The following is a 15,270-nucleotide window of genomic DNA, read 5'->3' as shown; positions in this document are numbered from 1 at the left end:
TATTACGCGTGCATTGAAATTAGTTAGCGTCTATAACCTTTTTCTGTGACTCAGTTCTTATTAACCTGGCGGCTCACGCTTTATTTGTGAGCCGATACACTTTGTGGTTAGCCAGGATGCGACATCCCGGTAGTAGAGAGAAGATGATTGTGACGACACTTAAACCCTTATTAGCGAAAAATCGCAGTTGGGCCTTACAGCGCCGCCAGCGTAATCCGGATTATTTTAACAAATTCCTTCATCAGCAAAAGCCACACTCACTCTGGATTGGCTGCTCTGATAGTCGCGTTCCGGCAGAAGTCTTAACCGGCTCCCATCCCGGCGAACTCTTTGTGCATCGCAATATCGCCAACATGGTGATTGAGGACGATGACAATTTACTGAGCGTGCTGCAATACGCACTCTTCTTTCTCGGCGTTAAACGCATTGTATTAAGTGGTCACTATGGCTGCGGCGGCGTAGAAGCCGCGCAAAATCTGCCGGGCAGTGTGCTGGACGGTCAGGAGAGCGCACTGGCGAGACGCATTCAGACCCTGCGTAATGATATTCAGGCGGGTCTGACAGACATTCCCCTCTCAGACGCGCCGCCGGGTGAACAGCTCGATCGGCTGGTTGAGGCCAACGTTCAGGCGCAATTCGCCCGGCTGGTGAAATCTGAACCGGTCCGGCAAATCTGGCAATCGGGCCAGGAACTGGAGGTGTTTGGTTGTGTTTATGACCTGCGCTCCGGCCATCTCAAAGAGCTGATTCATCAATCTGCAGAGGAGCCTTCATTATGAACCTCGATACCCTGCGTCGCGATATTCCTGCGGGTCTGGTGGTTTTCCTGGTCGCCTTGCCGCTCTGCCTTGGCATCGCACAGGCTAGCGGATTACCTCCGTTTGCCGGTCTGCTGACCGGTGTGATTGGCGGTCTGGTGGTGACGTCACTAAGCCCATCCCGGTTTGCCGTGAGTGGCCCGGCGGCGGGGCTTGTCACTATTGTCGTCGCCTCGATGGCTTCACTGGGCAGCTTCTCTGCTTTTCTCACTGCGCTGATTATCGCCGGGGCACTGCAATGCCTGTTTGGCCTGCTGCGCGCCGGACGGTTTATTTCGCTGGTGCCGGGTAGTGTCATCAAAGGAATGCTGGCGGCGATTGGCCTGCTGCTGATTATGCAGCAGATTCCGGTGGCGCTGGGCGCCGCTGGTGATGCAGAGCTGGTGTCACTGGTGACCGGCCAGATGACTTTCTCGCTGCCAGCGATAGCGGTGGCGGGTGTCGGCCTGGCCATTCTCTGTCTCTGGACGACCGCGCCGGTGAAACGGATCAAAGCGCTCGCCTGGATCCCTGGCCCGCTGATTGCGGTACTGATCGGCTGTCTGGCGACGGTAGCAGGAGGGCGGCTCTTCCCTGAAATGACGCAGGGGCTGGCGCGCATTTCGTTGCCTGCGTTTGACAGCGTTTCCGCACTGATGGCTGAACTGGAAACGCCCGACTGGATGGCCTGGCAGAATCCGCAGGTCTGGGTAGTGGCGGTGACTCTGGCACTGGTTGCCAGTCTGGAAACGCTGCTGAGTCAGGAGGCGCTGAAAAAACTGCGCCCTCAGACGCCCGCGCCGTCGCCCAATAAAGAGATGTTCGCGCAGGGTATCGGTAACCTGGCGGCGGGTTTTCTTGGGGCGATGCCGATAACGGCAGTGATTGTACGTAGCTCGGTCAACGTCAGTGCGGGCGCGCAGACGAAGCTCTCGATCTTCATTCACGGCGTGCTGCTGCTGATTTGTGGCATGTGGTTCAGTGAGATGCTGAATGCCATTCCGCTGGCCAGCCTGGCTGCCGTACTGCTCTATACCGGTTATAAGCTGGCGACACCTAAACTGTTTGTTGAGCAGTTCCGGATGGGCGCACAGCAGTACGTGCCGTTTCTGGCCACCATCGTCGGCATTATCACGCTGGGTATGCTGGTTGGTATTGGCATCGGCATCGCCACACAAATCCTCTACAGCATCTATAAGAGCCATCGCAACGCGCTGCAGCTTACCCGTTATGATGACCATTACGTGCTGCGCTTCCAGCAGAACCTGACCTTTATGCACAATCCAAAGTTGCAGGGATTGCTGGATGAGATCCCGGAGAACAGCGTGGTTATCGTCGATAACGACAATGCGGAATATATCGATCCGGACGTTAAAGCGGTGCTGAAAGATTTTGGTGATAACGCCGATAAACGCGGCATTCGCCTGAGTCAGTGGCCGGTTGCGGTAAAATAGCGCTTAGCGCAACGGTAAAGGGGTTTAAAAGGAAAAAATCGGATATCTCGGATATCCGATTTTTTTATTTGCGAGGCATAATAAGTTCCCAATTTCTGCTGTCATCGGATGGGGTTAGCCACTGCAGGATAACTTTCCTGAATCATCCCACGAAATGAGGCTTTATCGCCGGATGAGATTGAGGGTATTCAGGATTTAATCATTCTGACACCACGCGCCTGTTCAGGCTGGCGTGGACAGCCAGCCTCTCTGCGACAAGGTCCGGATGTATGCGCATACAGCTGTTTGAAGAGCACAACGCTAAGAAGAACGCATTTTTGCTGTTTTTAATCACGCTGCTGTTTTGCTTTATCGGCGGACACCTGCGTTTCCCCCAGGAGCTGTCTCTTTTCTGGCCGGTCAACGCGATCGTCACTGGCGTTATCGTCCGTAATCCTTTTCTGCATCAGACCCGCTCTTACCTGGCCATCTTTGCCGCGATGGTGTTTAACGACACCGTATTTTCCGGCTGGGCGCTTTCTGCATTTACCCTCAACCTGGCGAATATTCTGTTTGTGCTGGTGGCCGCCACGCTGCTGGTAAAGCATCTTCAGCATGACTCCGGCAGCGAGCGTATTACCAGTGCGCTGCGTATTTTTCCTGCCTGTCTGCTGGCCGCGCTGGCCTGTGCCAGCTGGGGAGCGCTGGCACAGCAGGCTGATTTTGATGCCGGACTGGCGGTGGCATGGGGTGACTGGTTCAGTGAGCAGTTATCAACCGGGCTGATGCTGCTGCCCTTTTTGCTGACGCGCGACTGGTCGTCGCTGTCGCCCCGCCAGTTTCTGCAGTTCCGCAAGCTGGCACCGGTCATCGCCGTGATGGTTTCGCTGATGATCGGCGCGATGATGGGCGGCGCGGGCAGCCTGACGCTGCCAGTTCCGGCGCTGGTCTGGTGCGCCATTGTGTTGCCGATGCCGCTGACCAGCCTGGTGATCCTGCTGACCGGTATTACTGAAATCATTCTGGTCTCTCATGGTGTGATGAACATTCAGGGCGACGATAATCTGTTGCCGCTCAGCCATCTGACCTCTGCGCGACTGGGTGTGGCAACCATCGCAATTAGTCCGCTGATCGTGGCTGCAAGCATGGATGCAATCCGCCAGCTTAATCAGCGTCTGGCGCTGCGCGCGAATTACGATTTCCTGACCCGCCTGCTGTCACGTTCCGGTTTATATGAAAGCCTGCGTGCGGAGCCGATTTTCCCGGACCGTAAAGTGGGCGTGATCCTGCTGGATGTCGATTACTTCAAGGCCATCAATGACAATTTTGGTCACGATGCGGGTGACAGCGTGCTGGAAGAGATCGCCCGCCGGATGCAGTGCGTGGTGGGTAAAGCGGGGCGCATCTGTCGCTTTGGCGGAGAGGAATTTGTGGTGGTGCTGTTCGACCAGAACGCGGAAAAGCTCTATTTTCTGGCGGAGGCAATCCGGCAGAAGATGGCGAAAGAGAAGTTCTGGTTGCAGGGTAGCACGGCTACGGTGACCGTCAGCCTGGGGCTGGCCCATGGCAGTGCCGATGAGGCGACGGAATGGCACCGCGTGATCAACCGGCTAATCTCTGCGGCGGATAAAAATCTCTATCTGTCGAAGCGCAATGGCCGTAATCAGACTTCGCCGGTTAACTACCGCACGATTACCAGCGACGTGGCATAACGCCACGTCACCGGGTTCGATCAACTGACGCTGCTTTTCAGGGTGCTGGCCTGCTGATGGCGTTCAATCGCCAGGTCGATCAGACGGCTGATCAAATCCTGATAACTGAGTCCGGCCGCCTGCCACAGTTTCGGATACATGCTGATATTGGTGAAGCCGGGCAGGGTATTCACTTCATTGACGATAATCTCGCCGTCATCGGTCAGGAACACATCGACGCGCGCCATGCCAAAGCACTCCAGCGCGGAGAAGGCTTTGATGGCGACGTCACGGATTGCATCGCTGGTTTCCGCTGCAATGGCTGCCGGAACCACCGTCTGCGCACCACTTTCAGAGATATATTTAGTGTCATAAGAGTAGAAAGCGTCATGCACCACCACTTCGCCACACGGGCTGGCTTCCGGCGCATCGTTACCGAGCACCGCGCACTCGATCTCCCGGCCTTTGATACCCTGTTCAATCAGCACCTTGCGGTCAAAAGAGAAGGCCAGCGCCAGCGCCGCATCAAATTCTTCCATGCTATCCACTTTGCTGACGCCGACTGATGACCCCTGGTTGGCGGGTTTGATAAACAGCGGCAGGCCAAAGCGGGCAATGACTGCCTCTGCATCCAGGAGGGCGCGTTGTGCCTGAGTAATGCTCAGCCATGGCGCGACGTTGAGGCCGGCATCACGCAGCAGGCGTTTGGTAAAATCCTTGTCCATGCTGACCGCAGAACCCAGCACGTCGGAACCGACGAAGGGTAACGAGGCCATGCGCAGCAGGCCCTGCAGAGAGCCATCTTCACCCAGCGTACCGTGCACGATAGGGAAGATAACGTCGATCTGCGACAGCGGATGGGCGTTGTGGCGGGTGATGATCTGCTGCTGAGTCGTGCCGGGCACCAGCGCCACATCTTCAGCGGCGTGATTCAGCGCGATTAGCGCCGGATTTTCTGCGTTAAGTAAGAAGTTTGACGCATCGTTAAGACGCCAGTGTCCCTGCTTATCGATGCCCAGCAACACCACGTCAAACCTGGTTTTGTCGATCGCCTCAAGGATATTTTTGGCCGACTGCAACGACACCTCATGCTCAGCCGATTTGCCGCCAAACACGATCCCTACCCGCAACTTTGTCATCAATTTTGCCCACTGAAAAAATCAAAACCACAAGATAGCATGGGGTTTGCGCGGGAAAACAGGGTGGGGCGAGAGATAATTGTGAGCAGGTGATTAACCCTCGCCATTCACCCGATCGCTGTCGTTGAGCTGCCCGTAGCGGCGCGGGTGGCAGCTCAACGGCCCGCTCGCAAAGGCCACTTAATCTCCTCTTTAACCTGATGCAGGCGGGGTGTCTGGTTTAACTTAATCTGACGCAGAGCCCAGCCAGACTTCAACCTGATGTTCCTGGCTATGGCTTTCCAGCGCTATTTCGTCGCCGTCACACCGTTTGCCATCCAGCCACAGCTGATAGGTGCTGCCACCGCGAGTAACCCGGATGTTGTAGATCCCTTCCCCCTCACGGTAGACAATTTTTATCTCTGACCATTCAGCGGGAAGCTGTGGCCGGACAGACAGCGCGTTGCCGCGCCGGATTATCCCAAGCAGACTCTCACTGATAAGCTGATAGGCCCAGCCTGATGAACCGGTATACCAGGTCCAGCCGCCTCGCCCGCTGTGGCCTTCGGCTGCATACACATCCGCAGCCATCACATAAGGTTCCGCTTTGTAGATCGCCATATCCTGTTGATTGCCACTATGATTAACCGGATTAATCATTGAGAGTAGGGACCAGGCGCGCTCTGTTTCACCCATCGCCGCAAAGGCCATAATCGCCCACAGAGCCCCATGGGTGTACTGACCGCCATTTTCCCTGACGCCCGGTAAATAACCGCGAATGTAGCCCGGATTTGGCCCTGCGCCATCGAAAGGCGGAGTAAGCAATTTAATCAGCCGGTTATCCTTATCAACCAGATGCTGATAAAGTGCCGCCATCGCTGACCGGCATCTGGCGTCCTCGCCTGCGCCAGAGAGTACCGACCAGCTCTGGGCAATGGCGTCTATCCGGCACTCACTGTCAGCATGTGAACCGAGCGTCTGACCACTGTCAAAAAAGCCGCGCAGATACCATTCACCATCCCAGGCCGCATGGTTAAGCGCGGTTTTGAGCGCCTGCGCATTGTCCTGACAGTGCCGGGCGGTATCGGTATCGCCGAACCGCACAGCCAGCGCGGCAAAGCGGTCCAGAACCGTATAGAGGAAGAAGCCGAGCCAGACGCTTTCACCCTTGCCGGCAATCCCGACGGTACTCATACCATCGTTCCAGTCCCCGGAGCCCATCAGCGGGAGGCCGTGCTGACCGAAATTAAGGGCGTGGTTAATCGCGCGAACGCAGTGCAGCCATAGCGTTTCATTAATCTTACTGACGCCCGGAAGCTCATAGACAGACTCTTCGTCCTCTGCCAGCAGGCGACCTTCAAGGTAGCTGACGGGCTGTGACAGCAGCGCAATATCATCGGTTGCCTGCACATAGCGGCACAGCGCATAGGGCAACCACAGGTAGTCGTCGGAGCAGCGGGTTCTGACGCCACGGCCAGCAGGCGGATGCCACCAGTGCTGTACATCTCCCTCGATAAACTGGCGGGATGCACACAACAACAGCTGATCGCGCAGGCGCTGCGGGGCTGCGTGGGTCAGCGCCAGCGTATCCTGCAACTGATCGCGGAAGCCAAAGGCACCACCGGATTGGTAATATCCGCTGCGCGCCAGCAAACGGCTGGCCAGCGTCTGGTACAGCAGCCAGCCGTTTGCCAGTAAATCGACCTCCGTTGCCGGTGTCTGGATTTGCACTTTAGTCAGTAGCTGGTGCCAGTGCTGTTTAACCCTGGTCAGCTCGTTCTGAGCCTCCCCGGTGGAGAGGAACTGCTGCATCAGCGCGGTCACTGCACCCTCATCTTCCCCGACGCCGAGGGCAAAAACAAAACTGCGGCTGTCGCCGTCAATCAGTGTCGTCAGCGTTTGCAGCGCGGCGCAGGGATCCATTCCTGCCCCGGTGTTACCTGACAGACCACGAACATTCATCATCGCGGGCTGCCGTGTGGTGCCGTTACGACCCAGACACTCAAGCCGGTTGCCGCTGTGCGCAATCCGGGTTCCTGTGACGGCAAAAAAAGCGGTCCGCGCAGAGCCTGTGCTGTTATAAAAGTTTCTGGCCAGAACCGCGCTGCCTGTGGCAATAGCGGCAGGGGACGTCACCACATGCCTTGCGGAGCGGCTCGCCAGCTCACCCAGAACCCATTCGACGTATCCGGTAATCGACAGATTACGCGTTTTGCCAGAGAGGTTACTCAGCGTCAGCAGGGAAAGTCTGACCGGCGCCTCCTCTGCCACGAACACCGTCAGCGTGCTGCTGATGCCATACTCCGTGTGTTCAAACGTGCTGTAACCGAAGCCATGACGGGTCAGATAATCCCCCTTGCCGCGAACCGGAAGCGGCGTGGGCGACCAGACATCACCCGTCTCTTCATCACGCAGATAAAGCGCTTCGCCAGAGCTGTCACTGACGGGGTCATTATGCCAGGGCGTCAGGCGATATTCATGCGCGTTTTCATACCAGCTATAGCCCTGGCCACTCTCGGAAATGACGGTGCCAGACTGGCTGTTGGCCAGCACATTGCACCACGGCGCAGGTGTCTGTTGCTGGTCGGAAAGAATGATGTGATATTCGCTGCCGTCCTCGTTGAAGCCACCAGTGCCATTAAAAAACTGCAACCGCTCCGGCGAAAAGGTGACGGCTGCAGGCTGCGGCGTCTTACTGACCGATGGAAACGCAAAAGCAGGCGGGGTGCGCACCGGTTTTAACAGCGTGCTGAGTTGATCGGCGAGGCTGCCGTTTCGGCCTTCCAGCACGACCGCCGCGACGCTCAGCAACAATTGCAGATCGTCAGCGGAAAAACTTTCGCTTTTGCGGATAAAGATGCCGCCAGGTTTGTCTGCCTGCTGTCGTTCGTCTCCGGCAGGGATCAGAGTCGTGAGCTGATTGAACAGATTCTGCTGGTAGCCGCCCTGGTCGCTGTTCAGGATGAGCAGATCGACCATCAGCCCTTTTTGTCGCCAGTACTGATGCGCCTGAATGAGGGTGGTGACCAGGTCGAGCTGATTAATGTTTTCTATCCGAACCAGAAGAATCGGCAGATCACCCGAAATTGCATGACGCCACAATGACTCCTGGCCCAGCCGGTTCTGCATCAGCGCGTCTGATTCGCCACGCATTTCGGCGCTGGAAAACAGTACGGCACTGGCCAGCTGATTAAACAGACTGGTATCTTCGGTGCGGATATTCAACTGACGCAAGGCGACCTGACTGTGGGACCACGCCAGTTCAAACACCCGATCGGCGCTAATGTGGTTACGGTACTTCTCAATCAGCGCAATAGTTGTTTCACGCTGAAGTGTCACACCGTAAAGCATATCGATGGTGACGGCCTCTCCCGCTTTTAACGTCACTGACTGGCGAATTGATAACACGGGATCTAACACCGCTCCCTGCTGACCTGTTAATTCACTGCCCGGCATCAGCGCCTGAGCATCGGCTGGTATCCTGCCACGCCCGAGAAAACCAGCCCGGTCGGTTTCAAAAGAGGTCTGGCGGCCGGTATTGCCATGTATCGCCATCGCGTGAAACATCCATGCCGTCACTTCTTTCTCTTCACGTGGCCGTCGGTGAGCCAGGATCGCTTCCAGCCTGTCAACGATCTCAGTCTGGACGAACAGATTACTGAACGCAGGGTGGGCCATATCGCTGGCTGCTGGTGCCAGTACCACTTCGGTGTAGCTGGTGATATCGAACGGGCGGGTCTGACGGGAACGGTTAGTGACCGTGATGCGTCTGATCTCCACATCATCTTCCGGGGAGACCACGATATGCGTGTGAATGCTGAAGGTGGTGCCTGAAGCGTCAAACTCAATCCCGGCATCAGTAAAACGGGTTTTATAATGCGGACGCTCGCAGCAGGTCGGCTGATAGCTGTGAGCAATCACTTCGGCGGATTGCTGATCGGTAACGTAGCAGAACGTTCCGTAGTTGTTGCTGGTGCTATCCGCACGCCAGCGGGTGAGTGCCAGCCCCTTCCACTGGCTGTAGCCCGTCCCCGAGTGCGTCACCATCAGGTGATAATCTGCGTTTGAAAGCAGCTGCAGTTGTGGCTGGTGCGGATCTGAACCACTGAATTCTCGCTGGTCGGTAATGCTGCGCTGTTGTTTAGGGTCACTGTTTTCGACAAAACTGCGGCGTGGGGTATAGAGCTCAATATCATCAGGCACTTTTTCCTGAAGCAGCAAACGCGAAGACTGAAACAGTGCGCTGGCCATAAAGCGCGCGACCATTGGCGCATCCAGCAGCTGGTGAGAGAGTGCAAGCAATCCCATCGCCTGATGATGGGCCATATACGATTTGACGATCGAAAATGGCTGACCGGGAGCCAGTCGGTCCGCGGTGAAATCCAGCGCTTCGTAATAACCGTAGTCACCGCTGGCACCCATTTTTTTAAGTCTTATCAGATTAGCCGTCGCCTCCTGCGGCAGCACCATCAGCGCCAGCAGCGTCGCATAGGGCGCAACAACATGATTGTCATTCAGGCCGCGTTTCAGACCCAGTTCTGGCGTGCCAAATGCCCGATACTGGTAGTTATGATTGACGTCAAACGCAGCGTAACCCGATTCCGAAACGCCCCAGGGCGTATCGGTGCTGTTACCCGAGGCAATCTGTTGCCTGACCGCCGATAACGCCATCTTTTCCAGTAGCGTGTCGGGGTAAACCGGCATGACCAGGTGCGGCATCAGGTATTCAAACATTGAGCCGCTCCATGACATCACGGCGGGCTGGTTATTCAGCTGAGTAAATAAGCGACCCAGCACAAACCAGCTCTTAGCCGGAAGCTGACTGGTGGAGATAGCAAAGTAGTGCGTCAGGCGGACTTCTGAAGGGAAAAGGTCATATTTGCTGGCGTCCAGCAGACCGCTGTCCATGTTATAGCCCACGCTGAGTAAAGACGTGGCTGGATAATAGAGAAAGCGGAAGTCCATACTGGCGTGATCGTTAAGGCGGCTGTCCAGCTCCAGCAGGGCAGCCATACGTTCGCGGGCGGCCCATATCACCGCCTCTGCCTGTTTTTCCGGGAGTCCGGGGCGGTTCAGGTTCAACTCAGCGAGCCACAGCAATGACGGAATGTCGGCAGGCAGTGGCGCATCCGGGCTAACCCAGCTGAAAAGGAGGGACCACTCCTGAGTAAAATCGACCAGCTGCTGGTGGAAAAGCGCCGGCCAGTTTACCCGTGTTGTCGGAAGATAAGTCTGTTCTGCCACCACGCTTAACGCCAGCAGAGCCTGCATCCCGGCGTGAAAATCGGCGGGCGAAGCGTGCTGCATCAGGCTTAATTGCGCATCGATTTTTTCCACAATGTCGCTGCGGGTGTCGCTCAGTTGGTCTTTAAGCAGTGAGAAGGTATCGGAGAGACCTTCCAGGATACAGGGAAGAGACATCACCGGCTGGTATTTCCACTGCGCCAGGCCAGCCTGAAGGGTTACAAGGTGAGCCGCCATATTACCGCTGTCTACCGTTGAGACGTAGCGTGGGTTCAGCGGTTTTAACGTCTGGGTGTCATACCAGTTATAAAGATGTCCTCTGAAATGCTCCATTCGGTCAAGAGTATCGAGGGTGTCGAGCGTCCGGCTGATGACCCGATTCTGGCTGATATAACCAAAATCCCAGGCCGTCAGGTTTGCCAGCAGCGACAGGCCAATGTTGGTCGGTGACGTCCGGTGGGCCACCCGCGACTCCGGAATCTCCTGCAGATTATCCGGCGGCAAATGGTTGTTGTCACTGCTGGCAAATTCGTTAAACCAGGCCCAGGTTTTACGCGCGGTGCGACGCAAAAAGATGCGCTGTTCCGCTGAAAGGCTGCCTGGCTGAGCGCGTTTAGGCTGGCTCATGCGGCTCAGTAACGCGGGGGCGACCGCCCACAATAAAGCGAGCGCCAGTGCAACATGCGTCATCGACGGCATGCTCAGGCTGGTCAGGAATACCAGAACCGCGCCTACTACCGGATTAATCCACATGCAGCGGTAGAAGTGGCGCACATCAGGCTCGACAGGTTTCTGTGATGAAGCGCTTTTCCACTCGTTCAGGTAGCGATGGCTGATAGTCAGGCGCCATAAGGTCACGATAATCGCCTTCAGCGACCAGTAACTCTCGTGAGGCAGGATGGCCAGCGCCAGGCCAGCGCGGGAGAGGCGGTTAAAGGCATCGGTGACCAGCATGGATAAATGCTGTCGCCAGGTACGCGTTTTACTTTTCGTCACCCCATCGATCACCAACGCTGGCAGTCCCGGAAGCAGCAGAAAGAGCATGATGCATCCGACCCAGAATATCGGGTTTGGTACTATCGTGCACAGCATAAACACCAGCATCAGCAGGGCAGGTGCTACCAGGCTGCGGCGCAGATTGTCTGTTAATTTCCAGCGGGAAAGCGCACTGAGTGGGTTTTTTTGACGGCTGCAATCTTCCTGCCGCACCTGCAGCCGTAGCCAGTTCAGGAGCTGCCAGTCGCCCCGCACCCAGCGAAATCGTCGGGCAACATCACTCAGGTAACTATCCGGATATTGTTCATACAGGACGACGTTACTGACCACACCGGAGCGGGCATAGCATCCCTCCAGCAGGTCATGGCTCAGCACCAGATTTTCCGGACAGGTATTGCGTATCGCCCGGCTAAAGACAGCGACATCGTAAATACCCTTGCCGACAAATGAGCCTTCACCAAACAGATCCTGATAAATATCGGATGAGAGTGAGGAGTAAGCATCATTCCCCGGAATGCTGCTGCACAGCCGGGCATAGCGGCTCTGACCGTTAACTGGTATCTCTTCAGCCAGACGAGGCTGCAGGATGGCATAGCCTTCAACTACCCGATTTTTGACATCGTCGAACACCGGCGCATTGAGCGGGTGGGCCATGACGCCAATCAGCTTATGCGCTGTCTCACGCGGCAGTATTGTGTCGCTGTCGAGAGTAATCACATATTTAACGCTGTGCAGTTGCGTCTGCGTGGCACCTACCGTGACGCTGAAGGCGTTTTCTTCACCCTGAAGCCAGCGATTCAGGGCATGGATCTTACCGCGCTTGCGTTCATACCCCATCCAGACGCCCTGAGAAATATTATGGGTGCGGTCACGGTGTAACAGGGAGAATAGCGCAATGTCCGATTTACCCCCGCTGTAGCGCCGATTCAGGGCTTCCGTTTTCAGCACGGCGTAACGGATAAGCGCGGCGTCATGATGATGGTCCTGTTCGGCGCTATCGGTAAAGTCGGTCAGTAACGCAAAACTGATATTCGCCAGGGCGTTACCGAGATAGCAGATTTCCAGAGAGCGTAACAGGGCGTCTGTGCCCTCATTGCTGCTGAGCAAACAGGGGATAACCACCAGTGTACGGTCATGCTCTGGTATCGCCTGAGCATAATCGAGTCGTGGCAGGGGAAGGGGATGGCGGCTGCGGGTGGTTAACTCACTCAGCAACTGTAAGGCTAACTGGCTGCTGACAATGATGGCGGGCAGCACCAGCAACCACAGTAAAGATGCCATGCCCGCCTGATGGGTGCTGTAGAGCATCTCGGCGGTAAACGCGGTTGTCAGCAGTAAAAGGCTGCCTAACCAGGAGAGTAAAGGAGTCTGGCTCAGATGCTGCCGGCTCTTGTTCAGCCACGTCACCTTAACGTCAAGCTGCTGTTCCAGTTGCTGAAATCCTTTATCCAGCAGGTAATAGCCGACATGCTGCTGACGCAGGGGAAGATCAGGCTGGCTGGCCAGCGTCAGCACAGCCTGGGCGACTTCACGTTCATCAAACCGACTGTGTCGTGCCAGACGTTCAATCACATGGCGGTAGTCATCACGACTGTCAAAATGCATCAGCGGGTATGTCCCGGTGGGATCCTGCTGCAGGACTTTCTCAACCAGGCTGACGGATTCGACAAAGGCCTGCCAGTCAATTTCGCCGAGTTGCCGCAGGCCGGTAATAGTGTTGCTGACAGAGAGCTGACTCAGGGCCAGCTGCCGGTTGAACTGCTCAATGACTTCCGAGGTTTTCCGGCCGGTAATTTCCAGCTGTTGTTCAACCCAGGTTAACGCCAGGGTATTGTTCTGGCCACTTAATCGCCGTTCAAGTTCAGCGACGAAAGCGCCGGAAACCTGCGGGTTCTGGCGGGCCATATCAGCGATGAGCAGAATAACTTTTGACGCATCTTCGGCGGCAGTGGATAGGATATCGCTGATCCACTGCTCCGCTTTATTACGTTCCTGATGTACCCTGGCCACGTCATCCGCAATCCGGGACAGATTGTTGATAAGCGCAAAACGTAACATGGCAGGCAGGGCCCACAGTTCGCCGAGCAGCAGGGGCGTAACACGCTGGTAGGCAGCGATAAAAGGATGTAGAACGCTGGTTTCCAGGCGGCCATCACTGTGCTTAATCATCTCCTCGGCGATAGCCTGGATGCGAAGGTAATGGGCCGACTCCTCCAGCATGGGCAATCCTTTACCGAATTTGGCCGGTAACAGGTGCCGGACCAGGCGGATCTGCTCTTCAATGATGTAAAAATTATCGAGTATCCAGACGGCCGCTGGTGTCTGGCTGCGCTTATCGCCTTCACTCAGGATTTCTGCGCTGCGCGTCAATGACTGTTCATTATCTGCCAGCTGCTGCAACAGTCGGTAGGACCATTTCCCACCCGACAGATTATGCGTTTTCGCTAATTTTTCGCCGTAGTTATCCATTTGTTCAGCCGAAAAAACATCTGGCCGATGGGCCTGATAAATACCTTCTGTCGGGAACAAAGGAAAATGCTCATCGGATAATTCACTTTCCCGGCTGAACCACGTCGTCAGTTTTATTTTCACACTCATTTCCTTGCGCTTGCGCAGCAGCTGGATCCGGAAAAAAAGAAAGGATGACAAAAAAGGAGCCAAAAGAAGGGCTGGAGGTGATAAAAAGGTGTAGATGGTATTGATTATAGTCCTGTTTGCGTTATTCGTAGCTATCCTGATTATCCGGCTGACGTTCTTTTATGGCGATTAAATAACGTTAAAAAAATAAACAGCTGCCTTCTCCTCACCTTAGCCCTTTTTAACATCATAGCCGACAGATAAAAAAATTAATTTACCTCCACTGTGTTACGCTGATGGCAACATTTCAGAGGATAACGACATGACCTGGTTGAGCTTTCTCTTCGACGCGCTACACAGCAGCGAAACCAATACACAGTGTCCGGTGTGTAAAAAGTTTTCCAGACAGTCTGTAGCTAAAAAGAATAAAGGACAGGCAGTTTTATGCCCTCACTGTAAGTCATTGTATGTTATATAAAGTCCGTCGTCTTTTTATGTTGTGATCACCAGGCATCAGCAAGTTATACTGTTTAACCTTATCCCTCATTGAGGCAATATCTTCGTAACATGTATTTCAATGTGCTGATAACTCTGCATTATCTTTCATAATCGGTGAAATAACGCTTTGATTCACCCTGGTCGAGAAATTCGAATGGTGAAAGTTGAATGATATCTGATCCTGCAGACCACACGTCATTAACTCTTGAAATAATATCGCCTTCCTGAAGCGACAGGAGGTTGTTAATGCGTAACACAGAAAATCTGCCATTTTCAAATTCGACTTGATACAACGCAAATTTCTCCAGCGGCATGATGGTTCTTCCACGAATTACCCGGCAGCAGAGTTCAGCACTCGATGAACTTTTCATGATAAACCTCTAATCTATTCATAATCTTCTGTTCAATAAATTAATCTGCAGCATTGTTAATCTGAGCTCAGCGCACACGTTGTGCAGATTTCAATTGGCCCGTTTTGACTGCATTTGTTCATATCCGTAAATATAGCGGGTTTATGAAAATAATCTGATATACCCTCTGCAGAGTTAAAAAGTGACTCCGGGGTATCCGTCGGGTTATCAGAGTGAGCATGAGTGGCGTCTTTTACAGGGAAAATAGTGGATATGAGAGTGTGAGGTTAATCAGGGAAAGGGTGAGGGAGAGGTGAAACGGCTGACGCGGCAATATACTGAAGCCTTCATCTCCCTGACGTAGCTTACCTGGCACGGCCCCGACCAGTTGGGCTATGCGCACTAAGGCATCACCACGCCGCCTGTTGAGTTCGCGAAAGGCCGAACTTTCCATCTGATGAAGTCGGACATCAATCAGCAGATTTCCGGCCTGCCGGGTTAGCTGTCGGTGGCTTAACAGAAAAATTTCAGATTTTTATAGGAAGAGAGAAACAAGGAAGTGAGAT

7 protein-coding genes are annotated in these 15,270 nt (G+C 54.8%); 4 read left to right on the top strand and 3 right to left on the bottom strand.

Features of this window, described 5'->3' with window-relative positions; genetic code table 11:
- Positions 1 to 143 precede the first annotated feature (143 nt).
- The 3 genes from N1689_RS15090 to N1689_RS15080 all read left to right on the top strand — a co-directional run bounded on the left by N1689_RS15090 (position 144) and on the right by N1689_RS15080 (position 3,942).
- The gene (locus N1689_RS15090; protein ID WP_260059321.1) at positions 144 to 779 is read left to right on the top strand and encodes a carbonic anhydrase; all 636 of its coding nucleotides are present in this window, start codon (positions 144 to 146) and stop codon (positions 777 to 779) included.
- Complete coding sequence (locus tag N1689_RS15085; protein WP_161735332.1) at positions 776 to 2,251, top strand: SulP family inorganic anion transporter; 1,476 nt, start codon at positions 776 to 778, stop codon at positions 2,249 to 2,251. Before N1689_RS15090 ends, N1689_RS15085 begins: the two co-directional genes overlap by 4 nt.
- Positions 2,252 to 2,520: 269 nt before the next feature.
- Positions 2,521 to 3,942, top strand: coding sequence for a diguanylate cyclase (locus N1689_RS15080; RefSeq protein ID WP_260059320.1), 1,422 nt, complete (start codon positions 2,521 to 2,523; stop codon positions 3,940 to 3,942).
- 20 nt (positions 3,943 to 3,962) lie between these two features.
- Here the strand turns inward: N1689_RS15080 and ddlA are convergent, their stop codons facing one another.
- Positions 3,963 to 5,060, bottom strand: coding sequence for a D-alanine--D-alanine ligase (gene ddlA / locus N1689_RS15075; protein ID WP_222924960.1), 1,098 nt, complete (start codon positions 5,058 to 5,060; stop codon positions 3,963 to 3,965).
- Between the two features lie 225 nt (positions 5,061 to 5,285).
- Positions 5,286 to 13,871, bottom strand: a complete 8,586-nt coding sequence (locus N1689_RS15070) for a GH36-type glycosyl hydrolase domain-containing protein (protein WP_405038946.1) — start codon at positions 13,869 to 13,871, stop codon at positions 5,286 to 5,288.
- A 307-nt stretch (positions 13,872 to 14,178) separates the two neighbouring features.
- Between N1689_RS15070 and N1689_RS15065 the strand changes: the two genes are divergently transcribed.
- Positions 14,179 to 14,334, top strand: a complete 156-nt coding sequence (locus tag N1689_RS15065; protein WP_216844881.1) for a YnfU family zinc-binding protein — start codon at positions 14,179 to 14,181, stop codon at positions 14,332 to 14,334.
- A 118-nt stretch (positions 14,335 to 14,452) separates the two neighbouring features.
- Here N1689_RS15065 and N1689_RS15060 read toward each other — a convergent pair whose 3' ends face one another.
- Positions 14,453 to 14,725 (bottom strand): hypothetical protein, encoded by a 273-nt coding sequence (locus tag N1689_RS15060; protein ID WP_260059318.1) that lies wholly within the window; start codon positions 14,723 to 14,725, stop codon positions 14,453 to 14,455.
- Between the last annotated feature and the right edge of the window lie 545 nt (positions 14,726 to 15,270).

The sequence above is a fragment of the Pantoea sp. XY16 genome, assembly GCF_025153065.1.
Lineage (GTDB): Bacteria > Pseudomonadota > Gammaproteobacteria > Enterobacterales > Enterobacteriaceae > Pantoea > Pantoea alfalfae.
Note: the sequence above shows the minus strand (reverse complement) of the source record. Positions and strands in the feature narration are given on the sequence as shown.